Annotated in this window: 24 protein-coding genes, 1 tRNA gene and 1 pseudogene; 13 read left to right on the top strand and 13 right to left on the bottom strand. The window is 68.6% G+C overall.

Annotated elements, in window-relative coordinates:
* Positions 1–22: 22 nt before the first annotated feature.
* Positions 23–562, bottom strand: a complete 540-nt coding sequence (locus ACIBL3_RS04135; protein WP_396351693.1) for a molybdenum cofactor guanylyltransferase — start codon at positions 560–562, stop codon at positions 23–25.
* A gap of 44 nt (positions 563–606) precedes the next feature.
* Between ACIBL3_RS04135 and ACIBL3_RS04140 the strand changes: the two genes are divergently transcribed.
* The 5 genes from ACIBL3_RS04140 to ACIBL3_RS04160 all read left to right on the top strand — a co-directional run bounded on the left by ACIBL3_RS04140 (position 607) and on the right by ACIBL3_RS04160 (position 5,539).
* Positions 607–1,398, top strand: coding sequence for a carbon-nitrogen hydrolase family protein (locus ACIBL3_RS04140; protein WP_396351694.1), 792 nt, complete (start codon positions 607–609; stop codon positions 1,396–1,398).
* A 46-nt stretch (positions 1,399–1,444) separates the two neighbouring features.
* Positions 1,445–2,494: an Rv2231c family pyridoxal phosphate-dependent protein CobC gene (gene cobC, locus ACIBL3_RS04145; protein WP_396351695.1), complete on the top strand. Its 1,050-nt coding sequence runs from the start codon at positions 1,445–1,447 to the stop codon at positions 2,492–2,494.
* A gap of 101 nt (positions 2,495–2,595) precedes the next feature.
* Positions 2,596–3,072, top strand: a complete 477-nt coding sequence (locus ACIBL3_RS04150) for a BatC protein (protein WP_396351696.1) — start codon at positions 2,596–2,598, stop codon at positions 3,070–3,072.
* Positions 3,069–4,316: a cupin domain-containing protein gene (locus tag ACIBL3_RS04155; protein ID WP_396351697.1), complete on the top strand. Its 1,248-nt coding sequence runs from the start codon at positions 3,069–3,071 to the stop codon at positions 4,314–4,316. The genes ACIBL3_RS04150 and ACIBL3_RS04155 overlap by 4 nt, the downstream gene beginning before the upstream one ends.
* Before the next feature lie 539 nt (positions 4,317–4,855).
* Complete coding sequence (locus tag ACIBL3_RS04160; protein WP_396351698.1) at positions 4,856–5,539, top strand: sucrase ferredoxin; 684 nt, start codon at positions 4,856–4,858, stop codon at positions 5,537–5,539.
* A 149-nt stretch (positions 5,540–5,688) separates the two neighbouring features.
* Here the strand turns inward: ACIBL3_RS04160 and ACIBL3_RS04165 are convergent, their stop codons facing one another.
* The 4 genes from ACIBL3_RS04165 to ACIBL3_RS04180 all read right to left on the bottom strand — a co-directional run bounded on the left by ACIBL3_RS04165 (position 5,689) and on the right by ACIBL3_RS04180 (position 10,683).
* Positions 5,689–6,291, bottom strand: coding sequence for a gamma carbonic anhydrase family protein (locus ACIBL3_RS04165; protein WP_396351699.1), 603 nt, complete (start codon positions 6,289–6,291; stop codon positions 5,689–5,691).
* Between the two features lie 479 nt (positions 6,292–6,770).
* Positions 6,771–7,685, bottom strand: coding sequence for a phosphotransferase (locus ACIBL3_RS04170; protein ID WP_396351700.1), 915 nt, complete (start codon positions 7,683–7,685; stop codon positions 6,771–6,773).
* A 386-nt stretch (positions 7,686–8,071) separates the two neighbouring features.
* Positions 8,072–9,292, bottom strand: a complete 1,221-nt coding sequence (locus ACIBL3_RS04175; protein WP_396351701.1) for an MFS transporter — start codon at positions 9,290–9,292, stop codon at positions 8,072–8,074.
* A 143-nt stretch (positions 9,293–9,435) separates the two neighbouring features.
* Positions 9,436–10,683 (bottom strand): MFS transporter, encoded by a 1,248-nt coding sequence (locus tag ACIBL3_RS04180; RefSeq protein ID WP_396351702.1) that lies wholly within the window; start codon positions 10,681–10,683, stop codon positions 9,436–9,438.
* Between the two features lie 270 nt (positions 10,684–10,953).
* On the opposite strand from ACIBL3_RS04180, the gene ACIBL3_RS04185 reads away from it, so the two are divergent.
* Positions 10,954–11,042, top strand: a tRNA-Ser gene (locus ACIBL3_RS04185).
* Between the two features lie 500 nt (positions 11,043–11,542).
* On the opposite strand, the gene ACIBL3_RS04190 is transcribed toward ACIBL3_RS04185, so the two are convergent.
* Entirely contained in the window at positions 11,543–12,028 is a 486-nt protein-coding gene (locus tag ACIBL3_RS04190) for a hypothetical protein (protein ID WP_396351703.1), read from the bottom strand.
* Positions 12,029–12,465: 437 nt separating this feature from the next.
* Complete coding sequence (locus tag ACIBL3_RS04195; protein ID WP_396351704.1) at positions 12,466–13,899, bottom strand: hypothetical protein; 1,434 nt, start codon at positions 13,897–13,899, stop codon at positions 12,466–12,468.
* Between the two features lie 242 nt (positions 13,900–14,141).
* Between ACIBL3_RS04195 and ACIBL3_RS04200 the strand changes: the two genes are divergently transcribed.
* The 4 genes and pseudogenes from ACIBL3_RS04200 to ACIBL3_RS04215 all read left to right on the top strand — a co-directional run bounded on the left by ACIBL3_RS04200 (position 14,142) and on the right by ACIBL3_RS04215 (position 17,491).
* On the top strand, positions 14,142–14,339 hold the full coding sequence (locus ACIBL3_RS04200; RefSeq protein ID WP_396351705.1) for a hypothetical protein: 198 nt from the start codon (positions 14,142–14,144) through the stop codon (positions 14,337–14,339).
* 316 nt (positions 14,340–14,655) lie between these two features.
* Positions 14,656–15,987, top strand: a pseudogene (locus ACIBL3_RS04205) (DUF2252 domain-containing protein).
* Positions 15,988–16,207: 220 nt separating this feature from the next.
* Positions 16,208–16,696, top strand: a complete 489-nt coding sequence (locus tag ACIBL3_RS04210) for a DUF1269 domain-containing protein (protein ID WP_396351706.1) — start codon at positions 16,208–16,210, stop codon at positions 16,694–16,696.
* 33 nt (positions 16,697–16,729) lie between these two features.
* Positions 16,730–17,491: an alpha/beta fold hydrolase gene (locus ACIBL3_RS04215; RefSeq protein WP_396351707.1), complete on the top strand. Its 762-nt coding sequence runs from the start codon at positions 16,730–16,732 to the stop codon at positions 17,489–17,491.
* Between the two features lie 104 nt (positions 17,492–17,595).
* Here ACIBL3_RS04215 and ACIBL3_RS04220 read toward each other — a convergent pair whose 3' ends face one another.
* On the bottom strand, positions 17,596–18,162 hold the full coding sequence (locus tag ACIBL3_RS04220) for a hypothetical protein (RefSeq protein WP_396351708.1): 567 nt from the start codon (positions 18,160–18,162) through the stop codon (positions 17,596–17,598).
* A gap of 156 nt (positions 18,163–18,318) precedes the next feature.
* On the opposite strand from ACIBL3_RS04220, the gene ACIBL3_RS04225 reads away from it, so the two are divergent.
* A complete protein-coding gene (locus tag ACIBL3_RS04225) occupies positions 18,319–18,891 on the top strand; it encodes a TetR/AcrR family transcriptional regulator (RefSeq protein WP_396351709.1) in 573 nt (190 codons plus the stop codon).
* 88 nt (positions 18,892–18,979) lie between these two features.
* Here the strand turns inward: ACIBL3_RS04225 and ACIBL3_RS04230 are convergent, their stop codons facing one another.
* The 4 genes from ACIBL3_RS04230 to ACIBL3_RS04245 all read right to left on the bottom strand — a co-directional run bounded on the left by ACIBL3_RS04230 (position 18,980) and on the right by ACIBL3_RS04245 (position 22,754).
* Complete coding sequence (locus ACIBL3_RS04230) at positions 18,980–19,750, bottom strand: YybH family protein (RefSeq protein WP_396351710.1); 771 nt, start codon at positions 19,748–19,750, stop codon at positions 18,980–18,982.
* Positions 19,751–19,807: 57 nt separating this feature from the next.
* Complete coding sequence (locus ACIBL3_RS04235) at positions 19,808–20,764, bottom strand: sigma-70 family RNA polymerase sigma factor (protein ID WP_396351711.1); 957 nt, start codon at positions 20,762–20,764, stop codon at positions 19,808–19,810.
* Positions 20,764–21,810 (bottom strand): anthranilate phosphoribosyltransferase, encoded by a 1,047-nt coding sequence (gene trpD / locus ACIBL3_RS04240; protein ID WP_396351712.1) that lies wholly within the window; start codon positions 21,808–21,810, stop codon positions 20,764–20,766. The genes ACIBL3_RS04235 and trpD overlap by 1 nt, the downstream gene beginning before the upstream one ends.
* Positions 21,811–21,959: 149 nt before the next feature.
* Positions 21,960–22,754, bottom strand: coding sequence for a glycoside hydrolase family 16 protein (locus tag ACIBL3_RS04245; protein WP_396351713.1), 795 nt, complete (start codon positions 22,752–22,754; stop codon positions 21,960–21,962).
* A gap of 80 nt (positions 22,755–22,834) precedes the next feature.
* Between ACIBL3_RS04245 and ACIBL3_RS04250 the strand changes: the two genes are divergently transcribed.
* Positions 22,835–23,713 (top strand): sigma-70 family RNA polymerase sigma factor, encoded by an 879-nt coding sequence (locus ACIBL3_RS04250; RefSeq protein ID WP_396351714.1) that lies wholly within the window; start codon positions 22,835–22,837, stop codon positions 23,711–23,713.
* On the opposite strand, the gene ACIBL3_RS04255 is transcribed toward ACIBL3_RS04250, so the two are convergent.
* Positions 23,661–24,446: a phosphotransferase family protein gene (locus ACIBL3_RS04255; protein ID WP_396351715.1), complete on the bottom strand. Its 786-nt coding sequence runs from the start codon at positions 24,444–24,446 to the stop codon at positions 23,661–23,663. The two genes, ACIBL3_RS04250 and ACIBL3_RS04255, sit on opposite strands and share 53 nt — an antisense overlap.
* 84 nt (positions 24,447–24,530) lie before the next feature.
* On the opposite strand from ACIBL3_RS04255, the gene ACIBL3_RS04260 reads away from it, so the two are divergent.
* On the top strand, positions 24,531–25,787 hold the full coding sequence (locus tag ACIBL3_RS04260) for an FAD-binding oxidoreductase (protein WP_396351716.1): 1,257 nt from the start codon (positions 24,531–24,533) through the stop codon (positions 25,785–25,787).
* Positions 25,788–25,948: the final 161 nt, after the last annotated feature.

Raw genomic sequence — 25,948 nt, forward strand, 5'->3', positions numbered from 1 at the left:
CGGGAAGGCTTTTGCGATGGCGTCAACCATCGAGGTCGGACCAGGTGTCGACGTCGCGGCCGGCTCGGGTCGGGGCCGACCAGGTGAGGTCGAGGGTGGCGAGCGTACGGCGTACTGACCTGTTCCGGGGATCGCCGGCTTGCTCGATGGCTTCGGCGAGTTTGGTACGGCGGTACGCGGTGGCGAGGTGTTGTTCGTGGCCTTCCGGGTCCTGCAGTCCGTGGCCGTCGTGGTCGCCGAGGCCGTTGAGCAGGGTGGCGATGTCGGCGTTCGTCACCCACGGCAGGTCGCAGCTGAGGACGACGACCACGGGTGCGGTGCCGTGGGCCAAGCCTGCCGCGATGCCTGCCAGCGGTCCGCCGGAGGGCGGGTCCTCAACGGTCCACGCGACCGGGCGGCACGTCGTACGCTCCGGACCGACCACGACGGTCGCCGTCGCGTCTACCGTTGCCGTCAGCACGCGGTCGAGCAGCGTGACGCCGTCGAGCACCAGCATGGCCTTGTCCACCCCACCGAACCGGGTCGACCCACCTCCGGCCAGAATCAGCGCGTCGTACTCCACGCCACGCAGTCTTCCCCACCGACGCTTTCGGGCACCATGGACCTATGAAGATCGCCGTCGTGCAGACCGCCAGCAGCTACGACAAGGCCGCCAACCGTGAACTGGTGACCAGAGTCGTCGCCGACGCCGCGCGTGAGCGACCGGACCTCGTCGTACTGCCGGAAGCGATCATGTCCGACTTCGCCGTCGAGGGCGGGTCGGTGGCGGAGGCTGCCGAGGCGCTGGACGGGGAGTTCGTCGCGACGCTGCGCAAGAGCGCGGTCGAGCACGGGGTGGCGATCGTGGCCGGGATGTTCGAGCGCAGTTGCGACCAGGATCGTCCGTACAACACGTTGCTGGCCGTCGGCGCGGACGGCTCGCTGCTGGGCGCGTACCGGAAGATCCATCTGTACGACGCCTTCGGCTACAAGGAGTCGGATCAGTTGACGGCGGGTGATGTCGCGCCGGTCGTCGTCTCGATCGGCGGGCTGTCGTTCGGGCTGATGACTTGTTATGACCTGCGCTTCCCGGAGTTGTCCCGTGCGCTCGTGGACGCCGGCGCTCAGGTGCTCGTCGTACCGGCGGCCTGGGTTCGCGGGCCGCTCAAGGAGCACCACTGGACCACGCTGCTGACCGCGCGGGCGTTGGAGAACACCTGCTACGTGGCGGCCGCCGCGCAGAACGGGAAGAAGTACTGCGGCCTCAGCCAGGTCATTGATCCTCAGGGAGTGGTTGTTGCGTCAGCGGGCGAGGCGGATGGCGATGCGTTTGCCGACTTGTCTTTGGAGCGCCTGTCCGAGGTACGGCACCGGAACCCGTCGCTCGAGAACCGGCGCTACACCGTGCAGCCTCGGTGAGTGGACTCACAGTCCGGGCCCGCGCCTGAGCGGTTAGCCTCCAGGGGTGGCCGATGGGTTTGATCTGGATCATCACGGCGATCTCGAGGTCGGCGGCGGGCTGGTCGACCTGGCAGTCAACGTCCGGGTCGGGACGCCGCCGGGCTGGTTGGTCGAGGAGATCGCGGGCAGTCTGAGCGACTTGGCGTCGTACCCGCGGCAAGAGGCTGCGCTGGCAGCGGTCGCCGCTCGGCATGGCGTGACGCCGGATCGGGTGTTGCTGACGGCTGGGGCGGCGGAGGCGTTTGTGCTGGTCGCGCGGGCGTTTCGGCCGCGGCATGCGGTGGTCGTTCATCCGCAGTTCACTGAGCCGGAGGCGGCGTTGCGGTCGGCCGGGCATGTGGTGGACCGGGTGATTTTGCGGGCGGAGGACGGGTTCGTCCTCGATCCACGCGCCGTACCGGCCGATGCGGATCTCGTTGTCATCGGCAATCCGACCAACCCGACCTCTGTGCTGCATCGCGCCGACGACCTGCGCGAGCTGGCTCGACCTGGTCGAGTCCTGGTGGTCGACGAGGCGTTCATGGACGCCGTACCTGGCGAGCCGGAGTCGCTTGCGGGCGCTTCGATTCCGGGGCTGGTGGTGATCCGTAGCCTGACCAAGACGTGGGGGCTCGCGGGGCTGCGGGTCGGGTACGTGCTCGCTGCGCCGGGGCTCGTCGAGCAGTTGGCAGCTGTGCAGCCGCATTGGCCGGTGTCCACTCCTGCGCTGGCCGCAGCGATTGCCTGCAGCAACGAGCACGCTCTCGTCGAGGCTGCTCAGGCTGCAGCTGTCTTGGACCGGGATCGTGCCTATCTGCTGGACGCATTGGGGGACTCTGTCTCGACGTACGGCGTCCCGCGGGGACCTTTCGTACTCGTGCAGGTCCAAGGGGCCGACGTACTGCGGAATGCCTTGCGGGAGCGTGGATACGCGGTCCGGCGGGGGGACACGTTCCCGGGACTCGGGGCCGATTGGCTGCGGATCGCCGTACGGCCGGAGGACGTCACGGACGCGTTCGTGAAGGTGTGGCGCGACCTGCGCGGTCATCGCCGTTCAACCGAGTGGCCGCTGTAACCCGCGAGGGGTTTAGTCCGACTCCCATTTGCGCACAGGATGGTCCCAGGGTGCCTGCTCACGTCCCGGCACTCGCGGCCACTTGCGAAGGGAGCAGCACGATGAGCCTGAACAACGACGACATGACGACCTCGTCCGACGGCGAAGAAGGCCTGGCGGACGGCGGTGCGACCGCGGGTGCGACGGATGGCGGTGCCGACGGCGGCGCCGGCTCGAGCGAGGGGCCGGCAGACGGCGGTGCCAGCCAGGGTGCCACTGATGGTGGTGCGGACGGCGGGGCCGGTGGCTACGGGTCTGGCGGCTCGGGTAGTGAGGGACCCGCGGATGGTGGGGCGACGCCGGGCGGCACTGATGGCGGTGCCGACGGTGGAGCCGGCGGTGAAGGGCCCGCGGACGGTGGCGCCTCGCCTGGTGTCAGCGACGGCGGCGCCGACGGAGGTGCCGACGGAGGTGCCGATGGCGGTGCCGGGGGCGGCTCGGAAGGACCTGCGGACGGTGGCGCCTCGCCTGGTGCCAGCGATGGCGGGGCGGACGGTGGCGCCGACGGTGGGGCCAGCGGGAGCTCCGGAAGTTGGTGAGGACGGTGCCGGGGGCCGGGCTGCTGCCGGACGAGCGCCCGGCTCTCCGGCGCTGCGTAGCAGGTGAGCTGGACGAGTTCGCGCGCTCCTACTGGGGGAAGCGCGCGCTGCTGTCGCACGGTCCGGCCCTGCCCGCGCCGTACGACGACCTGTTCAGTCTGACGGCCGCGGACGAGCTGCTGTCCCGCCGCGGCCTGCGGACGCCGTTCCTGCGGATCGCGAAGAACGGTGCGGTCGTCGGGGACAAGGAGTTCACCGGGTCGGGTGGCGTCGGCGCCGAGATCGCCGACCAGGTGCGCGACGACAAGGTGGCTGCGCTGTTCGCGGACGGGCATACCGTCGTACTGCAGGCGCTGCACCGCACCTGGCCGGCGTTGGTCGACTTCGCCACGCAGCTGACGGTCGACGCGGGTCATCCGGTGCAGATCAACGCGTACATCACTCCTGCCGAGTCGCAGGGGTTCTCGGCGCACTACGACGTACACGATGTCTTCGTGCTGCAGGTGGCGGGCGAGAAGCACTGGGCTGTGCACGAGCCGGTGCACGTGGATCCACTGCGCAACCAACCGTGGACGGACCACTCTGCGGCGGTGGCGGCTGCTGCGCGGGACAAGGCGCCGGTGGTTGACGACGTACTGCGGCCTGGGGATGCGCTGTATGTGCCGCGGGGCTTTCTGCACTCGGCGAAGGCGCTAGGTGGCGTCAGCGTGCACCTGACAGTCGGCCTGCACACCATGACGCGCTACTTGCTCGTGCAGGAGCTGGCCGCACTCGCCGCAGACCAGGCCGCGCTGCGTGCTGCCCTACCGCTCGGCTTCGACCCTGCCGACCCTGAGCAGATCAGCGAGATCCTGCCGGAGGTGGCCGAACTCTTCATCAAGCAGATCCAGTCCGCCCGCCCCGACGACCTGGCAGCCCGACTACGCCGCCGCACCTGGGCCACCACCCGCCCCGCCCCACTACCTCCCCTGGCCCACGCCGCCTCAATCACCTCACTAGCCGTAGGCACCACGGTCCGCCTGAGGCCCGGCCTACGCTGCCGCGTCGTACCAGGCGATCCAGTCATCCTCTACCTACCCGACCGCACCATTACCTTCCCTCCAGCCACCCTCAGCGCCCTCCAAGCCCTATGCAACGGCACCGACCACAAACTAGGCGACCTACCCGCCCTCAACGAACAAGACCAACTAGTCCTAGTACGCCGCCTCCTCACCGAAGCAGTCCTAATCACCACCACCCCCTAGCCACCCCCACTCCCCAAACCACGCACGGCGCGACCCCGCGCATCGCGCGACCCCGCACACGGCGCGACCCCGCGCATCGCGCGACCCCGCGCATCGCGCCGCCCCGCGCATGGCGCCTCCCCGCGCGTGGCGGCGGCCCGGATGCGGCGTCGGCACGGATGCGGCGTCGGCACGGATGTGGCGCCGGCCTGGGTGTGGCGGTGGCTCGGATGCGGCCTTGGATGTGCCTCGTGCCCGACTGTCAGACTCGACGTGGACCGTAGATTGGTTGCAACTGGCAACACCAGCCGGAAGTTGTACAGCTCCGAGGTTGTGACGTGAGGCGGACAGGCATGGTGGCTGAAAGGTACCGACCAGAAACAGGCTGTGCCGCCCTGGCCGACCGCCGCCGCGACCCCCTCCACGCCACCGCCCCACCCGCCACCCAGTGGCTCCTCCTCGAATCCTTTTCCCCCTGGCCCCGCACCGCCCTCACCGCATTGCCGTCCAACCTGGGAACTGAAATCGCACGGCGGTGTGGGGAGTTGGGGATTCGGCCGGTGCTGATTCGGCGGTTCGGGCGGGTTGATCGGGGGGTGCCGCGGAAGTGGGGATTGGTGGACTGCCGGCCTGGGCGGGAGTCGATGCGGTGGGGCGAGTTGCCGTCGGATGAGCACCTGCTGGATGTGCTTGCAGGAACGGATCCGGGTGAGCCCAGCGACGAGCCGATCTACCTGGTGTGTACGCACGGACGGCACGACGCGTGTTGCGCCGTACGCGGGCGACCGGTGGCGGCCGCGTTAACGGCTGCTTACCCCGAACGCACCTGGGAGTGCAGCCACATCGGCGGCGACCGGTTCGCCGCGAACGTCGTCGTCCTACCGCACAGCCTGTTCTACGGCCACGTCTCAGTAGCCCGCGCCGTCGAACTCGCCAAACACCACGACGAAGGCCTGGTCGTGCCTGACCTCCTCCGCGGATCAGGCGCGTTCATTCCTCCCGTCCAAGCAGCCCAGCACTACGCCCGCACTGCCGGCCACTCGCTCGCCGTCAACGAACTCCTCCCAAAAGCCGTCCGCCAACTCCACACCGACCATTGGCAAGTCGACCTCACCACCGGCACCACGCAGCTCAGGATCGAGCTCTCAGTCCACCTCGACACCATCGACGTCCGCCTCACCTGCGCAGGCCGCGCCCCCGCCCAACTCCGCCGCTTCCAACTACACACCCTCACCACCACCTGACCCACCCCACCAACTGACGCGGCCTGGCAATGAGCTGACCTGTGGCCCGCCGGGGGCCGACTGGCGCAGGCCGCCGACTGACGCAGCTGGCAACTGGCGCAGCCTTGCAACCGGGCTGGCCTGCGGTCCGCCCGTGGTCGAAGATGTGGCTACTCGGGGTCGGGGAGGGGGCGGTCGGTTTGGTGGGTGCCGTAGTAGGTGGATTGGCGGGCCATGATTTCGCGCATGGGTGTGCCCCGGGGGACGCCGTACACCGTGCCGGGGAAGTCCAGGTCGCGTTGGATCTGCCAGAGCTCCTCGTGCCGGTCGGGCGAGAAGAGCGTGGCCGGGTTGCCGGCCGCGATCCATCCGATCGGGAGGACCGCGCCGGGTTCCAGGCGCGAGTTCACATGCAGCACGCTGTTGATCCGGAGTTCCGCGCCTGCGCCGGCGACCGAACCAGGGAACAACGCGGCGCCCGTGGCGATGAAGACCTCGTCCTCGACCGTGGCGCCGTTGACATGTGCATGGGGACCTACCAGGACCGCGTCGCCGAGCAGAGCGGGATGGTCGGCCCGGCCGCGCACCAGGGCGTTCTCCATCACCACACTGTTCGCACCGAGACGGACCTCGCCGTTCTCCGCCGTCAGCACTGCACCGTGCAGGACGCGGCTGCCTTCGGCCAGTACGACGGCGCCGCAAAGCACTGCGGATGGTGCGACGTAAGCGGATTCGGGTACGACCGGTCGTCGGCCGCGGTGTTCGAGCAGCATTCCGTGCTGTCCCTTCGCTGAGCATCACCTCGTCCTCGTCAGCTGTACCCGTTTTCGGCGTGCGGATCTCCACTGCCCGGGCCCTCACGAACCCGGGCGGCGGCGTCGCGGGCGGCCGGTCCACATCGGAGGTGGGAGGTTCGGACGCCGGGACGATCCGGGTTGGAGAACCGCGAACGGGGAAACATTAGAACAGATGTTCGATCCGACGCAACGAATCCTGACCCGTCAATTGTCCTGTCGCAGAACATCGGTGACAGTTCCGGTGGTCTTGGTGGCGACACTTCGGTCATCCGCTCAGCCCGTCGACCGTTGCCTATGATCGTCCGGGGCTCTTGCTAGCAACCGCGTTAGGAAGCGCGCTCAGCCGCGATGGTCAGCTTGGATGTCAGGGGAGCGTATGCCGACCCGCTGGTCGCGCCGCACCCGCCGCGTGCCTGTGAGTGACCTTGTTGACCGGCGTGTGATAGCTACCATAGTCAGCGGATCTCGCTCCAGCGGGCGCCGGTCCAAGGTGGCAGGTCGAGCGAGCGGGATGCCCAGCTGAGGCAGATCACGGCGATACGTTGAAAGACCGTGCGGAGCCACTGCGGAGCCTGCGTCTCGTGAGCGGCCCGGCGAGCGCATTGACCGGCGATGTGGGCCGCCCAAGGCCCTCCTTCAGGGAGTACGTCGAACGGATCCGGGCCGCCTTCGAGTGGCAACGTAGCGAGTGCCGAAGCGAGGTCCTGCTGCGGATTCCCACGAATGGCCTGGGCCCAGTCCACCAGCACCACGCGTCGACCGACGAAACACAGATTGTCGCTCCGGACGTCGTTGTGCACCAGCGCATCACCCCCGACTGGGACGTTGCCCTCGGCTTCCATCAGTCCATCCAGCGCAGCGCTGAACCAGGCCTCGCTGCACAGGCCGAGCGCCAGGAAGTCATCCGCCTCGCGCTCGATCAACGGCCACTGCGGTCGGAATCTGTCCCGGGCTGACGGAAGGGATTCCGGCGGGGGCAGCTCACCGACCCGCCGCAGTGCCGCGAACAGGAGATCGAACTGACCGGGCTTCCACGTCACCGGGTCATGGTCGGCCGGCCAATGCGCAGCACGCAGGTCCTCCATCACGAGGACCGGGCGATCGCCGTCCTCGAGCCAGGCCAGCTCCCGGGCGACCAGGTCGCTATCGACAGTGGAGACGATCTCATGCTCTGTACGGAGCCCTTTCGCTCCCTGGTCATCGACTGCAGCCTTCACGAAGGCGCTCGAGCCGTCAGCAAAGCCAACGACGAAGGACGCGGCCGACAGCCCGGTGTGCGGCCGATGCCAGTCAATCGGCTCTTTGCCTAGTGCCGACGCAATCAGCGTGTGCAGCTCCTCCGTCGGAGGCCCGTCCTTTGTCAGAGCCATACTGTGCTTCTCCAAGCCGGTTGGATCTTGACTGCTCCGAGTGCCAGCGCCGGTCGCATACAACGAACGGGATCGTAGTGTCACCGAAGTCCTGACACATCCATGGTCACCGATGTCCTGATGCAGAACCGGCACCGATGTCCTGAGACATCACATCCTGACTCGTCAATCGGCCGCTGGCAGGTTGTGTCACCAGTGGCGTGCTGTAACCCGCCAGCCATCACAAACCCGCAAGTGGCAAGCCGCCGAGCCAGCGGTGGGCTGGCTGCGGTCGGCCCGGCGGGCGGCGGTTCTGGGGGTGGTCGGCTGCGGGCGGCTGACGGGTAGCAGCGCGCCGGAGCCGGCCGCGTGGTGCGGGGCGGTGGGTCGGTGGCTGGGCAGAGGGGTTAGCGGCGTTGGGTGGTGGAGTGGGGGAGGGCGCGGTCGAGGGTGAGGATGGTGGCGGCGGCCAGGAGGGCTAGGGCGGAGAGGGCTAGCCATGGGAACTCGTGGCGGACTTCGAAGAGTTGGGCGAAGAAGGCCGGCGCCAGCACGCTCGCGAAGGTGAACGAGTACTGCCAGTACGACAGGTACTTCCCATGCCCCACCACCGGCGCCACCGCTGCGGCCAGTGCGTTCGAGGTCGCCGCATGCAGTACGTCGGCAAACGCAAAGACCGCCGTCGCCAGGATCAGAGCGGGCACCACGAGTGCGGTCGAGATGTGCAGCAGCGACGCCATCAGCACTCCCCACACCGCCCACGTCACACCGGCGACGATCAACACGTTGGTACGACGCCGGTTCTCGGTGTGCCGCACTACCAGCGTCTGTCCAGTCGCCAGTACGACGGACACCGCCGCCAGCAACACACCGACCAGCCACTTCGGCGCCGGCAGCGCTTCAGAGACGTACACCGGCAGTGCAACACCCATCAGCATCGTGCAGAGCGCCAAGACGGTGTTGGCGCCGATCAGCACCAAGAACGGCTTGTCCTTGCGCAGCAGCGGAGCCGGTCCGGTGTTGTCCTGCACCTGGCGCGTGTGGTGCGAAGGGTGCAGCCGCAGCAGGAGCAGCCCGGCCACGAAGAAGGTGACCGCGTTCAGCGCCATCGCAATGAGGAACGGTGTCTCGCCACCGACCGCCAACAGAGCACCAGCGGCCAATGCGCCAAGGCCGAAGCCGCCTGCCTGCATCATGCCGCCCAGTCCGAACCACCTGTCGCGGTCGCCCTCGTCGGCCACGTCCGACAGCAGGCTGAAGATCGACGACCAGAACACCCGCTGACCGAACGTGGTCACCAGTGCGCACAGAAACAGCAGCCACAGCGACCGCCCGAAGAAGAACCCGGCGAACGCCAACCCTTGCGCGAACTGCGACCCGACGACCAGCGTCCGCGGACCGACGCGGTCGATCACCACACCCACACCGGCCGGTGCAGCGATCGAGAAGAGGGTCGCTACGGTCAGCAGCGTGCCCGCCGTACCCAGTGGGATCTCTGCGACCCGCACGAAGTAGAGCAGCAGCAGCGGTCCGGCGCAGCCGCCACCGAAGGAGTCGATTGCGAGCCCGACGAGCAGCGGTAAGCGGCCGCGGACGTTCGGCAGGCCGAGGGACGTGGCTGTAGGCATGACAGAGTGCTCCGATCGCATCGACTCGGCCCACTCGCAGCGCTGCTACGAGACCACTCCACCAGGGGCTTTCCCCCTGACTACAGTTGGGGCTCTTCGGCCGAAAACAGTAGCAAGTCCCGGCCGAGAGCCTCCAGCCTTTTTCAGTCGGCCACGGGGTCTGCGGCCGGCGCTCGCCGTACCGAGACATGCCTGAGCGGCCGCCACGCGACCACTGTCATCAGCACCATCCCGACGAACGCACCTGCGAACGGCGCGGCCAGTCCGTAGTTCTGAGCCAGTACACCGCCCAGCGCCGAGCCGATCGCCGCACCGCCAACGGATGCCAGCAGGTACACGCTGTTCACCCGCCCCATCAGCGGCTCCGGCGTCGCAAGCTGCCGCGCTGTGGTCGACACGATGCCCCACACCACCGCATGGACACCGAACACGGCCATCGTCGCGCCAGCCACCCACGGACTCCGAGTCAGCGCAAGGATCAGGTGCACCGCCGTCTCGATGACCAGTCCGGCGCGTAGCAGGGTCAGCGAGCCGACGCGCGGCTCCAGCAGGTGGTACGTCGGCATGCCCAGCAGGCCGCCGACCGCACCGACCGACACGAGCAGTCCGAACTGCGTCTCACTCAGCCCGAGTCGCTCCCGCGCGAACAGCACCCACGTCGCAAAGGCCGCACAGAACGTGATGTTCATGACCAGGATCGAGCACGCCAGCGTCCGCACACCCGCGTGCGCCCACAGCCAGCGGACCCCGTCGCGCACTTCACTCCAGAGCGCCGTACCAGACCGCTCCGGAAGCGCTGGACGTACGGCGACCCGCGCGATGAGTGCGGCCGCGGCGGCAAAGGTGACGGCGTTGAACACCAGCGGTACGCCCGAGCCGACTGCGAACAGCAGCGCGCCGAGCGGTGGCCCGCCGAGCAACTGCACCAGCGTGCCGGTGGCGAACAGCCGGGCATTCGCCTTGCCCAGCTGCTCTTTGGGTACGGCGCTCACCAGCAGCGCACCCGATGCGTTGTCGGCTAGCGTCTCCGCCGTACCGAGCAGGAACAGCGCGACGTAGATCGCCCACAGGGGTGAGGCATCGAGCAGTACGGCGACCCCGAGTCCGCCGAGGACGATCGTACGAAAGATGTCGGCGGCAACGATCATCAACCGGCGGTCGAGCCGGTCGACGAGCGCCCCGCTGAACAAGGCGAACAGCAGCCACGGCAGCTGCTGGACGAAGGCGGCCGCGCCGACCGCGGCGGGTTCCCGGGTGATCGAGGCGACGAGCAGCGGGCCGGCGGCAAGCATGGCGCCGTCGCCGAGGTTCGAGATGATCGAGGCCGGCCAGATCTTGCCGAAGTCGGAGCCGAGGGCGGGCGGCAGCAGAGCGGTACGAAGGGATCGCATCCAGATCTCCAGAGGGCATGACGGAACAACCTGACAACCGGCGCCCTCCGGCGCCGGCAGGTGATCCGGTCAGCTGCTGATCAGCGAGCCGACCGGACGGTGCGTGCCATGTCCTCGAACAGCCGAGACATTGCCCTCACCTCCGTCCGCACAACCAGGCGGCCCGTCCGCCTCTCCGCAGACCATACAGTCCACTACCCGCCCCCGCACGCCCGTTCGCCCCGCCCCCGACCGCCGCGCTATCCTCGACGATCGGCGACCACGTCGCCTGGAGGGTTCGCATAGCGGCCGAGTGCGCTGGTCTTGAAAACCGGTATGGCGGGTGACCGTCATCGTGGGTTCGAATCCCACACCCTCCGCCTTCTGAGTCCCGTAACAGGTCTCTGACCAGCTGAAACACCGGCTGGAACGCAGTCCGGCGGTATCTGGCCATGTCCGACAAGCACCAGGCGTCTACGGCCATCTGTGCCCGCATTGTGCCCGCGAACCGAGCTGCGGACCGGGGTCGTTCGTGCCGGGCCAGCCCTACTAGCGCCCTGTGTTTCAGCGCCTTCTCTGGCGCGCCAACACCCGGGTTCGTAGCCGGTGCGGCTGCTGTCCCCGGTGTCGTTCTGCTGCACTGGGCGGCTCAGATTGGTTCGTCGAGTCGTCTCAGCAGATTGGCGAGCAAGATCACGGCGTCCGCCGCAATGCCTGCATCTCGACGGGTGCCTGTCCCTGAGTTGGCTCACGATTCTGGGTGGGTGAGGGGCGCGTAGCGTTGACCTGCGGGTTCGCGGATTTTGATCAGCGGATTTGCGCACTAACGGTGGCCCGTAGAGATGGCTGGTGCCGTATGTGCGGACGGCGAGGACGACTATCACGTGATGGCGAGCGGCTCGCCGTCACGGTGGAGCACCGCTACCAGGTCCTCGAGGAGTCCCGCCAGTTCCCCAGCCCCTATCTCAACGGCGAAGACCATCCCAACGTGCGCAGGATGCCTGAGCAGGTGCTCTTCACGCCAGAACTGCCAGGTGATCTCCAGGCGCTCCCCGTCACGGAATAGGAACGCCTCCACGTTGTCAGTCGTCGGGCCCCAGTCGCCGAAGTGAAACCGCCTGCGCAGCGCATCGTCTTCCTCCTCGCGCCCTGTCCCTGCAATCAGGCGCCGGTGAGCGGCGGCCGCGGACAGACCAGCAAAAGGCAAAGCCCAGCCATGCCCGGCACGCAGCCAGGCAGCAGTCCTCGCTACACTTCTGCGGAACTGCGGGACGAAGGCCATATTGTCGTCACACGTCAGCCACTCGCCGCCAGCCCACAGGTCGACACGACGAAGCGCCGGGCCGGCCCAGTCGCCGACCTCCACGGCCAGCCTCGCCCTGTTACCGAAGCAAGCCGCCACCCGAGCATCCTGGCAGCGTCGTCACCCAGAACACAACGAGATTTACATCAGCCCAGCCAGCCGACTTGCGCACTAACGTGAGCCAAGTCGGGTCTCTGGCGCGCCAACACCCGGGTTCGTAGCCGGTGCGGCTGCTGTCCCCGGTGTCGTTCTGCTGCACTGGGCGGCTCAGATTGGTTCGTCGAGTCGTCTCAGCAGATTGGCGAGCAAGATCACGGCGTCCGCCGCCATGCCTGCATCTCGACGGGTGCCTGTCGGGCTGTGATTCACGCCCTGCGCGAATTCGATCGCTGCCCGCGCTAGTTTGCGCAGATCTGCCTGCCCTGATCCTGGAGCCGCGGCGCCGCTCCCGGCGGCCGCCGTCTGGGCGGCCGTCGGGTGTGGGTACGGCTGGAAAGGGTTCAGGAGTCGTCGCTGAAGGTTCCGCCGAAGATGTCGGAGTTGCCGAAGGTCGCCGGGCAGTCGTTGTTGGGCCCTGGGCGCAGGTCGGTAGAGTGCGTGGCCGGTAGTTCGGCTGCCGCGTCTTGGTCCTCCTTCTCGTCTCCGACAATGGGTTCGGTGGTGCCGGCCAGGACGTCCTCGACGAAGGCCTGACGGTAGGCGTTGATGGCGGGGCAGACGGCTCCGTTGCGCATGTCGTTCCAGACGCCGGAGCCGTAGTCCCTGGTGGCGACGGCGTAGTTGTAGTCGCCGAGGAACTCCGAGGTCAGGCTGTTGGCGCTGGAGGCGCGCCCGTCGCCTACTGCGCCACGCAGCACGGTCGTGAACGCGCCGACGGTGTGGGCAGTGCCGGTGATGTCGGCGTGCCGGACCACGCCCAGCACCCGGCGAGGAGAGGTCGTGTCGTTGCGCCACGGGTCGAGCCAGGCGTTGTAGACCAGCCACGCGTCGGTGCCGTCGGGCGAGATTGCGACCGCCGGGAAGTTGGCTCGGTCGCTGCCCTCGCTGACGACCACCTTGGCCGAGTAGGTGCCGCCGCCGTTGGTCGAGCTCACCAGGAACGCCTTCTCGAGGTTGGTTCCCTGGCTGTCGTCGGACCAGGTGAGCAGGATCTGGTCGGTGGCGTCCGCCCCTGTCGGCGCACCGTTGGCGATGTCGAACGACGGGAAGGTGTTGGTCCGGGCGCCCGCGATGCCGTCGATGGTGAACCGGCCCTGCGCAGGGTCGAACTGCCCGATTCCGCCGAGCCCCGAGACCACGGCCCTGGGTCGCTCGAAGTTCTGGCCACCGTTGAAGGACCGGGCCTGGAAGAAGACGCCCTGGCGGGTGCGGATGTCGGTGCCGACCCACACCACGTAGACCACGCCTTGGCTGTCGGTTCGGATGGCACAGCCCTGCCGTCCGCCGGTCTGGTTGTTGTTGGTCGCTGCGGACAGCTGGCGCGTGGTCCAGGTGTCGCCGCCGTCGGTGGAGCGAGCGAACAGCACCGGTTCGGATCCGGCGGTGCCGCGGAACCCGACGTTGCAGACGTAGGCGTTGCCGAAGTGGGGGCTGCTCTCGGCGTTGTCGGCCCAGACCTGTTCCTTGTCGCTGAACAGGGCCTGGTTCTGCCTGGTCACCACCACCGGGTCCATCCAGGCGTCGTTGTCACCGGCGATGGCGCCGGCCAGGTCATCGGTGCGGGACACCGCGATGGCTGCATCGCCCGGAAAACCGGGATTGCCCGGGAAGTTGGTGGCGATGTTCGCGTAGTACAGCCGCTGCCCGTTGTCCCAGGAGAAGTTGCCGGAGGCGTCGGGAACGGGACCGAAGACCAGCTCCGGGTCGCCGTTGGAAACCATGCCGTTGACGTCGTAGTTGGGCAGTGTGCCGATCGGGCCGTTGGGATCGGGCACGCAGCCGGTGTCGCCGGCCGGGGGCTGGCCAGGCGCGACGTCGGGCGCACCGAGGCAAGACGCTGTGACGCGCGCCGAGAAAGCCGGTGTACGTCGGTTGCGTCCACGTGCGGCCGGAGTCGGTCGAGAACTGGATGCCGGACACGCCCACGCCCGGGGTGAACGGGCAGGTGCGGTCATCGCCGGCGTTACATGCCTCCAGGTCGATGTTGTCGTTGGCTCCCGCCGCGAGAATCGCGGGGTTGACGGGGTTCACGGCCAGACCCGGCTCGTTCTGCTTGTTCTGCGAGAACAGCTGGTCATTACTGCCGACGGTGACTTCCGTCGACCCGCCGGGTGTGATCGGCGCGGCCTGGGCCACCGCCGGGGCAAGTAGTACTGCGACTGCCGCGGCGACCGTCGCGGCGACGTTGATCCTGCGCATGACGCTCCTCAAGTAGATGGATCGCTTCTGCGCGGCGCGCCCGGCTGCCCCGAGCACCGGCCGGGTGGTCGCAAATCCGAGTTTCGTCCGCTCGCGGCACCCCGGCAAGGGGAAGCCGCACCCCGCCCGGCCCCGACGACGGGCGAGTGGCGGTGCGCGCGAAGCAGGACAAGCCGGCCCAAGACTGCGCGAGTGCTCCGCTGTGGGCTGCGTTGCCGGGGTAGTTGGGGGTCTGGCAGTGTGGAGTTATGGGTGGGGCGGGGACCCCGTTTCCCGGGGTGCTGGAGCGGAGGGCCGTTGGCCGGGCCGCTCGCGGTCGGGTGCCGCGCCGCGTGCACGGTCAGTGGGAGCCGTCGCCGGATCGGCCGGATCCGCTCGAGATCCTGCAGGCGCAGGCCGGGACCCGGGAACCGGACCTGGTCCCGGTGCGGTACGGGCGGATGCTGTCGTCGCCGTTCGCGTTCTTCCGTGGCGGCCCGGCGATCATGGCCAACGACCTGTCCGGAACCCCGACCAGCGGCATCACCGTTCAGGCGTGCGGGGACGCCCACCTGGTCAACTTCGGACTGTTCGGAACACCCGAACGCGACCTCGTCTTCGACCTCAACGACTTCGACGAAACCCTGCCCGGACCTTGGGAGTGGGACGTCAAACGCCTGGCGGCCAGTGTTGCCGTCGCCGCCCGGCAGAACGGCTTCACGCTGGATCAGCAGCGGCAAGCGGCTCGCGACACGGTCCGCGAGTACCGGGAAGCCATGCTGGCGTTCGCCGAGTTGGCGACCCTTGACCTGTGGTACCTGCATCTGTCGTCCGCGCAGCTGACCGACATCATCAGGCGCCTGGAAAAGGAGTTCGGGACCACGGCGCCGAAGCTGACGCCCGAGAGGCTGCACAAGGTCTTCGCCAAGGCCAAGGCTCACGACAATCTGCGCGCGTTCGCCAAGCTCTGCGTGCGCAGCGGCGCCGGGGTGCGACTGGCCAGCCACCCGCCCCTACTCGTGCCGGTGCGCGACCTCTACGCCGTCGCTGACGCCGACCGCGTCGCCGACGGCATCCAAGAGGCGGTCGGCAGCTACCGGCACAGTCTCGACGACAACCGCCGGACACTGTTCGACCAGTTCGAGCTCGTCGACGTGGCGCGCAAGGTCGTCGGCGTCGGGAGCGTCGGCACTCGCTGCTTCGTCGTACTGCTCCGCGGCAAAGACGCCAACGACCTGCTGTTCCTCCAGGTCAAGCAAGCCGAGGCCAGCGTCCTGGAGCCGTACGTCGCCGCCAGTGAGTTCCCGCATCACGGCCAGCGTGTGGTCGCCGGGCAACGGCTCCTGCAGGCCCTTCCCGACATCTTCCTGGGCTGGACGACCGGACCTCGCGGTTTCGACTACTACGTGCGCCAACTGTGGGACATGAAAGGCGCGATCGACCCCACCAAACTCACCCCTGGGGGCCTCGGCGTGTAGGGCGGGATGTGCGGCTGGACCCTCGCCCGTGCGCACGGTCGCGGAGGCGATGAGATCGCCATCGCCGGCTACCTCGGAAACGGCGAGGTCTTCGACGAGGCCGTCGCCGACTTCGCCCTGACCTACGCCGACACCAACACCCGCGACCACCGCAGACTCGCCCTCGCGGTCAGCGCCGGCACTGTCCCCATTGCACGCGAGACCTGACGTGTGCTCGGCGCTCAGTCCCTCGCCCGAAAGCACCCGGACGAACGACCGGTCATCTACGGGCTGCAGATCGGCTCATCCCGCGGGGATGAGGCGCTGGGGGTCTGGGGACTCTGTGATGGTTGCGCGGACCGACAGGCGGTCGTCTGCGTACGCTCGTGGGTTGGCGTTGCCCCGGGAAGCGAAGGCTGCGCCGAGGCTTCGAGGGAGGAGCGGTGGCATGACCACGTTCACGGTGTGGAAGTTCGATGATCCGGGCGGCGCCGACCGGGCCGTGCGGGTGCTGCGGGATGCTCAGGCGGACGGGCTGGTGAAGATCCTCGACCACGCGGTGGTCAGTTGGCCGAAGGGGGAGTCCAAGCCGGCGACGCACCAGAGCCACGAGGAGACCTGGCGGGGCACCGGGTGGGGTGCGTTCTGGGGTCTGTTGCTCGGAGCGCTCTTCTTCGTGCCGGTGATCGGTGGCGTCGTCGGCGCCGCGATCGGCGCGATCAGCAAGGCGACCGAGGATGTCGGCATCCGGAAGCAAGATCTCGAGCGGATCCGCACCGAGGTGACCGAGGGGACGTCCGCCCTGTTCGTCGTCACCGAGCACGGGAACCTCGATCGCCTGGGTGAGCGGTTCCACGGCATGGGGAGCAAGCTCATCGAGACCAACCTCACCGAAGCCGAGCGCGCAACCCTGCTGGAGACCTTCGGAACCCGCTGACCCGATCAGGTCGCGGCCTGACACCCTAGGGGCATGGAGCTGAGGGTGCCGGTCGATGGCGGTGAGGTATGGGTCGAGCATGTTGCCGGGCCTGGGATGCCAGTGGTGTTGCTGCACCCGGGGGTCGGCGACTCCCGGGTGTGGGATCCGGTGATGCCCCGGCTGGTGGAACGGCATCGGGTGGTGCGGTACGACGTTCGTGGCTACGGGCGCTCGGCCGCGCCGACGAGCGAGTTCTCGCTGGCCGGGGATCTGGTGAGTGTGCTGGATCAGCTGAGCATCGAGCAGGCCGTGCTGGTCGGGTGCAGCCTGGGTGGAGACACGGCGCTGAGCCTCGCGTTGAGTGATCCCGGGCGGGTGCGCGCGCTGGTGCTGCTGTGTCCGGGGGTGAGTGGGTTTCCGCTGCCGCCGGAGCCTTTGCTCGATGCCGAGGTCGAAGCGCTCGTCGAGGCGCGGGACGTCGACGGGCTGGTGCAGCTGGGGTTGCGGTTGTTCGCGGGTGCCGGCGCCGACGAGGCCGCGGTCGCTCAACTGGAGGCCGCCATGCCCGCGTGGTTCGACCAGGGTGAGTACCTGCGTCCGGACCCGCCTGTGTACGACCGGCTGCACGAGATCCAGGCGCCGTCGGTGGTGATGGTCGGCGACAAGGACCGGCCCATCCTCGCGGCCGTCGCCGGCGCCGCGGCAGCACGTATCCCGGGCTGCGAGTTCATCTGGCTCCCCGGCGCCGACCACCTGCCCAGCCTGCGGTCCCCCGACATCGTCGCCGAGACCATCCTCCGCCAGGCCCTCTGACCTAGTCGCACTGGCGGAGCGGGTTTCGTCGTACGGCGTCACCGTCGACACCAACGCGCTCAGCCGTGTTGGTTGCGTATGGCAACGACAAGCGGACTCGCTCGTCACTTCGCCTTGGCGGCGTGGCGGTGCAGGCGGATTGCGGAGATCAGGAAGAAGATGCAGCCCAGTGTCGCGTACCCGGCGATGGTGGTGACCGACGCCTTCGCGCCGCCGGCCTGCAGGATGAAACTGGTGCCGGCGAGGGTGGAGATTCCGCCGCTGAGGATCATCGCCGACTGGCCACCGAGCCGGTGGCGCAGGATTGCGACGATCACTTGGACGATGCCCGCGGTGATCGCCCAAACGCCCCACACCCGCAGGACATCGGGAATGCCGGAGGTGACGGCGACGGCCAACCCGATCGCGGCGAGCAGACTCACCGCCATGTTGACGTACAGCGGCACTCTCGGACGCGCGGGTCCCGAGGAGCGGAAGTCGATCACGGCCGCGGCTACGTCGAAGAGCGGGTAGATCACCAACAGGGCGATGCTCGCCGGATTGAGCGTCGAAGCGGTCAGGGCGAGCAGACCCGCCCAGATGACGGCGAATCCGAAGCGGGCGTAGTACAGGTTCCGCAGCCCTTGGGTCGTGCTAGCAGCCACGGCGCCGGCAGTGGTGGATGTGGACATCAGGTCCTTCTCTCGACGGTGAAGCGATGGACGATCCCACCGAAGTGGGAGACAGAACGATCGGTACACCTGATCCTGCGCAAAGTCAGTCGGCAATGTCAAGACCGATCGTTCTGTCTGCTAATCTCGACGCAGTACTTCGGGAGAGGACGGCGGATGTCGGAAGCAAGGTCCCGGCTGCTCAGCACGGCTAGTGAGCTCTTCTACGCCGAAGGTCTGCACGCCGTCGGCATCGACCGCGTCATCGCTGCCGCACCGGTGACGCGCGCCACGCTGTACAGGCACTTCCCGAGCAAGGACAACCTCGTCGTCGCCTACCTGACTCAAGCCGACGAGGCGATCCGCGCACGGGTCGATGCCGCACGGACTCAGGACGCATCCCCCGACGACATCCTTCGAGCTGTCAGTCGGTCCATCGTCGACGACATCCAGCGCCCCGGCTTCCGCGGCTGCGCGTTCCTCAACGCCGCCGCCGAGTACCCCGACCCGACTCACCCGGTCCACCAGGCGGTTCTCAAGCACCGGCAGTGGTTTCTGGCCACGATCACCGAACTCTTCTCAGCGACCGGAAAGCCCGACCCGGAACCCGCCGCCCGGCACTTCGTCATGCTGCGAGACGGCGCCATGACCGCCGGCTGCCTGACCGATCCCAAACCCATCAGCGAAACCTTCCTGCGCGGCATCGAAGGCCTCCTCACGTACCGCAGCCAGCTGCAACCGCACGTCTAACGCCGGCTTCATCTGGCTGCACGGCGCGGACTGCCCGGCCTCCGCTGGCCCGACCTGGTGCCCGAGACCCCAACTGGCCTGACTGGTCTCATTTGGCCGGGTAGGAGAGGTGCTGGTGGATCATTTGCCAGCCGGTGGTGGTGTGTTTGAAGACTCGGGTCGAGCGGGATTCGGTGTCGGTGCCGTCGGCCTCGACATGGTCGATGCCGTAGGCGACGGCCAGGTCGCCGGAGGACTCGACGGTGAGGTCGGGGGTGGTGAAGATGATGTCCGACGGGGTGGACGCCAGGCCGGCTTTGCAGACTTCGCGGACGGCGGGTTTGCCGGCGTACTCGCCGTCGATCTCGTAGGAGACGACATCCTCGGCGATGGGTCGCATCAGGGCGTCGAGGTCGAGGGCGCCGGTGTCGGTGGTCCATTGGTGCATGAGGGCGCGGATCTGGTCCGCGGCGACGGCGGGCGGTACGTCGTCGTGCGGGAACGAGTGGTGTTCGTGCGTCACGATCCAGCGGCCGTTCTCGCGGCGGAGCCCGATGGTCAGCCGCAGGCGCAGCGCAGGCTTGGCCTCGAGCTCGTCCGGGGTGCCGCAGCGCAGGAGGGCGAAGGCGAAGGCAACATCCGAGCCCGCCGTGACCTCTAGGGACTCCAGCGCGAACGACGCACCCGAGCGTTGCCACTCGAAGAACCCCGGCCAGGTCTCGCGGTAGGCATCCAGCCCGCGCACTCCGTCGTACGGCGGGGGCACGTCGAACATCACGATGTCCGGCGAGTGGTCGGCGAGCACCGTGGCCAGGTCGCCGGCGTGGACCGCGGTGACCCAGTTCTCGATCAGCGTGCGGACTTCCTGCTCGTTCGTCATCCTCGGGTCCTTTCGAAGGGGGCTGTCACCCCTACAACCCCGGCACGTCGAGGAAACTCATCGCAGGACCTCGTCCGGGAGCCCGAAGGACCCGAAGTCGGCGTCCAGGAAGGACACCACCTCGACGATCTCGGACCCGCGGACGACGATCACGTCCAGCCCGCCCGGCACGAACCGGTCGTGGTCCCACAGGTACGTCCCGAACGCGAGCTGCCCGTTCGCCCGGACCGGCAGGAACCGCCACTTCTCCCGGAGCGGTCCGTCCAGCAGGAACCGCCGGATCTTGGCCCGCCCCGAGAACCACTGCAGCAGCGGCGGCATCGAGTACTTCGCGTCGTCCGCCAGCATCGCCACGATCGCATCGACGTCACCGGCTTCCCAGGCGGTCATATACCGCCGTACGAGGTCCCGCTCAGCGGACTTGCCCAGCTCCCGCAGCGCCTCCTGCTGACTGGGCTGCAACGAGCTGAGCACTGCCCGCGCTCGCTGCAGTGCACTGTTCACTGCAGCAACCGACGTCTCGAGCAGCTCGGCCACCTCACGGGCAGCAAACGCCAGTACGTCGCGCAACAGCAGGACTGCACGCTGTAGCGCGGACAGGTGCTGCAGCGACGCCACGAAGGCCAGCTCCACCGACTCCAGCGCCACCACTCTGGCCTCGGGGCTGAGGCGTGCAGTCCAGTCCAGTCGCTGAGACGGGTACGGCTCGAGCCACTCGGCCTCGAAGGACGCGTTGAGGTCGGTCGGCAGCTCCCGCTTGCCGCGCTTCTCGAGCAGCGTGAGGCACCGGTTCGTCGCGATCTTGTAGAGCCAGGCCCGGATCGAACCGCGGTCCTGGTACTTGCCGAGACCGTTCCAGGCCCGCACGAGGGTCTCCTGGACGGCGTCGTCCGCGTCGGCGTCCGACCCGAGCATCCGGTAACAATGCGCATGCAGCTCTCCACGCCACGGCCCCACCAGCTGTCCGAAGGCGTCTTCATCCCCGCGTCGTGCGGCGTCGAGCAGCTCACGCATTACCTGCACGCTAGCGAGTGATCGGTCCAGCGAGCCAGCGTTGCCGCTGCCTTTCCGTTGTCCACAGCCTCCCGGCACCGCTCCAGGCAGTCCGCGAGCTGCTCGAGCAGCAGCCCCTGCCCAAGCTCCAGCGTGGCCAGTGCAGCAGCCGCATTGAGCAGTACGACGTCCCGCACCGGCCCACGTACACCGTCGACCAGACCGCGCAAGACGCGGGCGTTGTAGGCCGCGTCACCGCCGCGCAGCTCAGCCAACGACACCGGCCGCAACCCGAGCGATCGCGGATCGAACACCACCTCCGACGCACGACCGCCGTACACGACCCAGACGCGTGAGAGCCCGGTAGTGGTCAGCTTGTCCAACCCGTCGTCGCCACGGGCAACCAGTGCGGACCGGCCTTGTGCAGCGAGTGCACCAGCGAGCACCGGGAGCATCTGCGCGTTGGCAACGCCCACTAGCTGGTGCTGCGGGTCGGCCGGGTTCAGCAGCGGTGCGAGCACGTTGAACGCGGTGGGCACCGCCAGCTCACGCCGTACGACGGCCACATGGCGCAGCGCCGGGTTGAAGCGTGGAGCGAACAGATAGGTCAGCCCGACCTCGGCAGTGACCTGCACGGCATCGTCAGGCGACAGGTCGAGTGGCACACCCAAATGCTCGACCAAGTCGGCTGAGCCGCCGGCGGACGAGGAGGCAGCGCGTCCACCGTGCTTGACCACGGTCACACCGGTGGACGCCGCCACGACCGCAGCCATCGTGGAGATGTTCACCGCGCCGGTCCGGTCGCCTCCCGTGCCGACGATGTCGACGAACGGTCCGCGGATCCGCACCGGCGCTGCGTGCGAACGCAGTACCGAGGCCAGACCGCTGATCTCGTCGGCCGTCTCGCCCTTGGCCCGCAAGGCGATCAGGAAGCCGGAGATCTGGGCCGGCGACACGTCACCCAGCACCAGTTGGTCCATCGCCCACGCGGTGTCCGCGGCGGTCAGGTCGGAGCCGGCCAGGAGCGCGGAGATGAGCCCGGACCAGGTCCGGAACGTTGTTGCCATCGGCAATCCTCGGGGGTGCTGGGCCGTCCGCGAGGAGAGAACACAACGGCCGCCTCGCAGGAGACGGCCGGGTGGATACGCGGGAGCAGACCGTCTAGTCGACGGCCCACCAGCTACCCGCGCGCAGGAACATGCGCACGACTATAGCGTCAGGCGACGAGCTCCTCGGCGATGTTCCAGCCCCGGATGTGGTCGACGGTGAAGCTCGGGACCAGGTGCGCGTCGTCGCCCAGGCTGCGGTCGGGGAAGTCGAAGACGGCCAGCATCAGCTGCATCGGGTACGACGGAGCACCCGCGCAGGTGCGGATCGCGGCGCCGTCGACGAAGAACGTCGCCTCGCCGGGGACCCACTGGACGGCGTAGCTGTGGAAGTCGCGCAGGTCGATCGGCAGCGGCACGACCTCGAAGTCCTGCGGCAGGATCGGGTCGCGCAGTTGCTTCAGGCCCATGCCGACCCCGGTGGACCCGCCCGGCACGATCGCGTCACCGAACACCTCCATCACGCAGATCTCCCCGCACCGCTCCGGCTGGTCCTCGAGCCCGACCATCCACAGCGACACCATCGACCGCGGACTGATCTCGGCGCGGGCGCTCAGCTCGACGTACCCGCCGTACGGCGTCCAGCCCCAGAACGGCTCCTGCTCCTCCTGGACCACCAGCCCCTCGCGGTACGGCTGCTGGCCGACTGTGCTCCCGACGGGACCGGCATAGTTGCCGGACTGGATCCCGGATACGCGCAGGTCCGGCTTGTGGTCGCCCTCGCACCACAGTCCCTGGCCGGTGGGGATGCTGAGCGTGATGCAAGAGTCATCCAGGGTGTACGACGCGGCTGACGTCGTACGCGAGCTCCAGTGCGGCAGGTAGTACGGCGACCACACGGACAGGTCCAGCGAGGAGCCGTCGAAGTGGTCCTCGAACACCAAGTCACCACGAGTGGCAGGCATGCCACCATCATGGGCCCTGTCACATCGATGTGGCGCGATCCGTCAGGGAGATGACGGCGTACGACGGGAGACAGTGAGCAGTGGACGACCACGACCAGCTGGCGCGGCAGTTCGAGCAGCACCGGGCGCACCTGCGTGCGGTGGCGTACCGGATGCTCGGCTCCTTGGCCGAGGCCGAGGACGCGGTGCAGGAGGCATGGCTGCGGCTGAGCCGGACCGACGTGAGTGACGTGGGCAATCTGGGCGGCTGGCTGACCACTGTGGTGTCGCGGGTTTGTCTGGACACGCTGCGCAGTCGCAAGTCGCGGCGGGAGGACTTCGTACCGGACCCGATCGTGACGCGGGAGGACACCGGACCGGGGCCGGAGGAGCAGGCGGTCGAGGTCGACGCGATCGGTCTCGCGCTGCTCGTCGTACTCGAGACTCTGACGCCGGCCGAGCGGCTCGCGTTCGTGTTGCACGACATGTTCGGGGTCAGCTTCGACGAGATCGCGCAGATTGTGGACAAGTCGCCCGCCGCGACCAGGCAGCTGGCGAGCCGGGCGCGGCGGCGCGTGCAGGGTGCGCCGGCCGAGGACGGCGACCCGGGCCGCCGCCGGGAGATCGTCGAAGCCTTCCTGGCGGCCTCGCGGGGCGGCGACTTCGAGGCACTGCTCGCGCTGCTCGACCCCGACGTCGTACTGCGCGCCGACGCCGGCGACGCGACCGCCGAGTTCGCCGGCCCGGCCGTCTCCAAGCTCGTCCGCGGCGCCCGTGCCGTCGTCGAGCAGGCCCTCCTTTTCAGCCGCATGGCCCCCTACAACCAGGTGGTCCTCATCAACGGCATGCCAGGCACCATGACGATCGTCAACGGCCGCCTGCTGGGCGTCATGGACCTGGTCGTCACCAACAACAAGATCACCGAAATCAACATCCTCGCCGACCTCCCCCGCCTCGCCGCCCTCCCCGTTCCCGCCTGATCAGCGCGAGCAGCCGCCCGGCCTGCGCTTCAGCCGTGCCGGGCGGGTTCCGGTCGGCGCTGGGTCCTCCCGGCCCGACCAAGGTCAACCAGAAGGCCGCCCAGAGGCAGCGGGCCGAGTGAAACCGAGCCGGATCGACAGCGAACCGGTCGGCAAAGCCGGTCCAGTCGGTCTCTCGGCCGGACAGATGCTCGACCAGGTTGGCGAGCTCGACGGCAAGGTCGCCGCGGCCCGCGTCCTCGAAGTCGACGATGCGGATGCGGGTTCCGTCCCAGAGGTAGTTCTCCAGGTTCGGATCGCCGTGCGCGACAACGGGATCCGGTACGTCGGTCAGCTTGTCGGCAGTCTCCAGCCAGGCCTCGGCGGCGGACCCGATGACCCCTGGGACGTCCCGCTGTACGGCGAGTCCCCGGTGGATCCGGTCGATGAGCGCCGCCAGGTCGATCGGCGGCAGATCATCAGGTGGTATCGACCACAGCGTGCGCAGCGCGTCGCCGAGGGCGTCGAGCCGAGGCCCGTCAACGGTGCCGCTGAGCGGCACACCGGGGACGACGGTCATCGCGATCGACGGCGGCGGGCCGGCCCGGTCGAGTGGGGTCGGGGCGAGATCCGGTGCGTGGCGGTTGATCAGCGCGAGGGCGGCCCACTCGCGCCCGGGCTCGTCACGGGGCCATGACCGGTAGCGCTTGGTCAACACCGAACCTTCGACCTCGACCGCGTGTGTGGGTGCCATCCAGAAAAGTTTGGCCGGGGTGTCAATCCCGGGCCGGCTTCTTCGACGTTCTGGTGAGAGCGGATAGCGAGGGAGTGGGTTGGGATGACGGTTCAGGCGGTTGGGGCGGTTGCTCAAGATGTGGTGGCCGGGCTCCTGGGGGCGGGGTTCAACGGGGGGATTTGGCTGCCGGGGACGGCGGAGTACGACGTTCAGCGGCGGTCTGTGATTCCGACGGTGGACTCGCGGCCGTTGGTGGTTGCGGAGGCTTGCGGGCGGACGGATGTGCAGGCGGCGGTGCGGACGGCTCGGGAGTACGGCGTACCGATCGCGGTGCAGGCGACTGGACACGGAACCCGCGTCCCGGCCGACGGTGGGATCTTGCTGAAGACCACGTCGATGAGCAGTGTGCTCGTCGACCCGGAGCGGCGGATCGCGAAGGTGGGGCCGGGCGCTCGGTGGGGTGCCGTGCTCGACGCCGCGGGGCAGTTCGGCCTCGCGCCGTTGTCGGGCTCGCACCGCGACGTCGGCGTCACCGGGTACACGTTGGGTGGCGGGGTCGGCTGGCTGGCGCGGAAGTACGGGTTCGCGGCCGACAGCGTGATCCGCGCCGAGCTCGTCACCGCTGACGGCCGGTTGATCACCGCGAGTGCCGAGCAGCACCCGGACCTGTTCTGGGCGATCCGCGGCGGCACCGGCAACTTCGGCATCGTCACCTCGCTCGAGTTCCGGCTGTACCCGGTCCGCCAGGTCCACGCCGGCATCGTGTACTTCGGCAACGACCACGCGGCCGCCATCCTGCGCCGCTACCGCGACTGGACCGCCACGATCCCCAACGAGCTGAGCACCGCCGTCGTCCTCACCAAGGACGACGGCGTGGCGATCAAGGTCATGTACGCCGGTCCCGCCGACGTCGCCGAACACCTGCTGAAGTCCCTCTTCGAGGTCGCCGGACCGCGGTTGGCCGGCGAGCTCCGGACGATCGAGTACGGCGACGCCGCGATGGGCGGCACGCCCGCGCGGCACCTCGACTTCCTCGACGAGGACGAGCTGACCGACCACCTGATCGCCACACTGACAAAGCAGGACGCCACAGTGGAGATCCGGCACTGGGGTGGCGCGATGGCACACCCGGGTCCCGGCGCCGGACCGGTCGGGCACCGCGGCGCGTCGTACTCGCTGATCGTCGACCAAGAGCAGCCGCACCTGCCGAGCTCCGGCCGCACGTTCGTGAACTTCCTGGCGAACCCGGCGCAGGCGGAAACCGCCTACGCGGCAGACGACCTCCGCCGGCTGCGCGAGGTGAAGCGGGCCTACGACCCCACCAACCTCTTCCACCTGAACGCCAACATCAAGCCGTGAGACAGAGAGCGACCCCGGCCCTCAGGTTCCGGAGGGCCGGGGTCGCTCGGGGCGTCAGCGGAGGGGCCGACTTCTCAGGCCCTGTCTGCTGATCCCCCGCCTACTGCGCGGCACTCGGCACGGCACCTCGCCGCACTGGCCCGAAGGCCGCGATGCTCCGC

It is taken from the genome of Kribbella sp. NPDC050124, assembly GCF_044460355.1.
GTDB lineage: Bacteria > Actinomycetota > Actinomycetes > Propionibacteriales > Kribbellaceae > Kribbella.

Bases quoted from the DNA above. Each gene is read 5' to 3' on its own strand.
- ACIBL3_RS04140 (WP_396351694.1), top strand. From the start codon at position 607: ATGAAGATCGCCGTCGTGCAGACCGCCAGCAGCTACGACAAGGCCGCC.
- ACIBL3_RS04150 (WP_396351696.1), top strand. From the start codon at position 2,596: ATGAGCCTGAACAACGACGACATGACGACCTCGTCCGACGGCGAAGAA.
- ACIBL3_RS04165 (WP_396351699.1), bottom strand. From the start codon at position 6,291: ATGCTGCTCGAACACCGCGGCCGACGACCGGTCGTACCCGAATCCGCT.
- ACIBL3_RS04170 (WP_396351700.1), bottom strand. From the start codon at position 7,685: ATGGCTCTGACAAAGGACGGGCCTCCGACGGAGGAGCTGCACACGCTG.
- ACIBL3_RS04175 (WP_396351701.1), bottom strand. From the start codon at position 9,292: ATGCCTACAGCCACGTCCCTCGGCCTGCCGAACGTCCGCGGCCGCTTA.
- ACIBL3_RS04180 (WP_396351702.1), bottom strand. From the start codon at position 10,683: ATGCGATCCCTTCGTACCGCTCTGCTGCCGCCCGCCCTCGGCTCCGAC.
- ACIBL3_RS04210 (WP_396351706.1), top strand. From the start codon at position 16,208: ATGACCACGTTCACGGTGTGGAAGTTCGATGATCCGGGCGGCGCCGAC.
- ACIBL3_RS04215 (WP_396351707.1), top strand. From the start codon at position 16,730: ATGGAGCTGAGGGTGCCGGTCGATGGCGGTGAGGTATGGGTCGAGCAT.
- ACIBL3_RS04220 (WP_396351708.1), bottom strand. From the start codon at position 18,162: ATGTCCACATCCACCACTGCCGGCGCCGTGGCTGCTAGCACGACCCAA.
- ACIBL3_RS04225 (WP_396351709.1), top strand. From the start codon at position 18,319: ATGTCGGAAGCAAGGTCCCGGCTGCTCAGCACGGCTAGTGAGCTCTTC.
- ACIBL3_RS04230 (WP_396351710.1), bottom strand. From the start codon at position 19,750: ATGACGAACGAGCAGGAAGTCCGCACGCTGATCGAGAACTGGGTCACC.
- ACIBL3_RS04235 (WP_396351711.1), bottom strand. From the start codon at position 20,764: ATGCGTGAGCTGCTCGACGCCGCACGACGCGGGGATGAAGACGCCTTC.
- trpD (WP_396351712.1), bottom strand. From the start codon at position 21,810: ATGGCAACAACGTTCCGGACCTGGTCCGGGCTCATCTCCGCGCTCCTG.
- ACIBL3_RS04245 (WP_396351713.1), bottom strand. From the start codon at position 22,754: ATGCCTGCCACTCGTGGTGACTTGGTGTTCGAGGACCACTTCGACGGC.
- ACIBL3_RS04255 (WP_396351715.1), bottom strand. From the start codon at position 24,446: ATGGCACCCACACACGCGGTCGAGGTCGAAGGTTCGGTGTTGACCAAG.
- ACIBL3_RS04260 (WP_396351716.1), top strand. From the start codon at position 24,531: ATGACGGTTCAGGCGGTTGGGGCGGTTGCTCAAGATGTGGTGGCCGGG.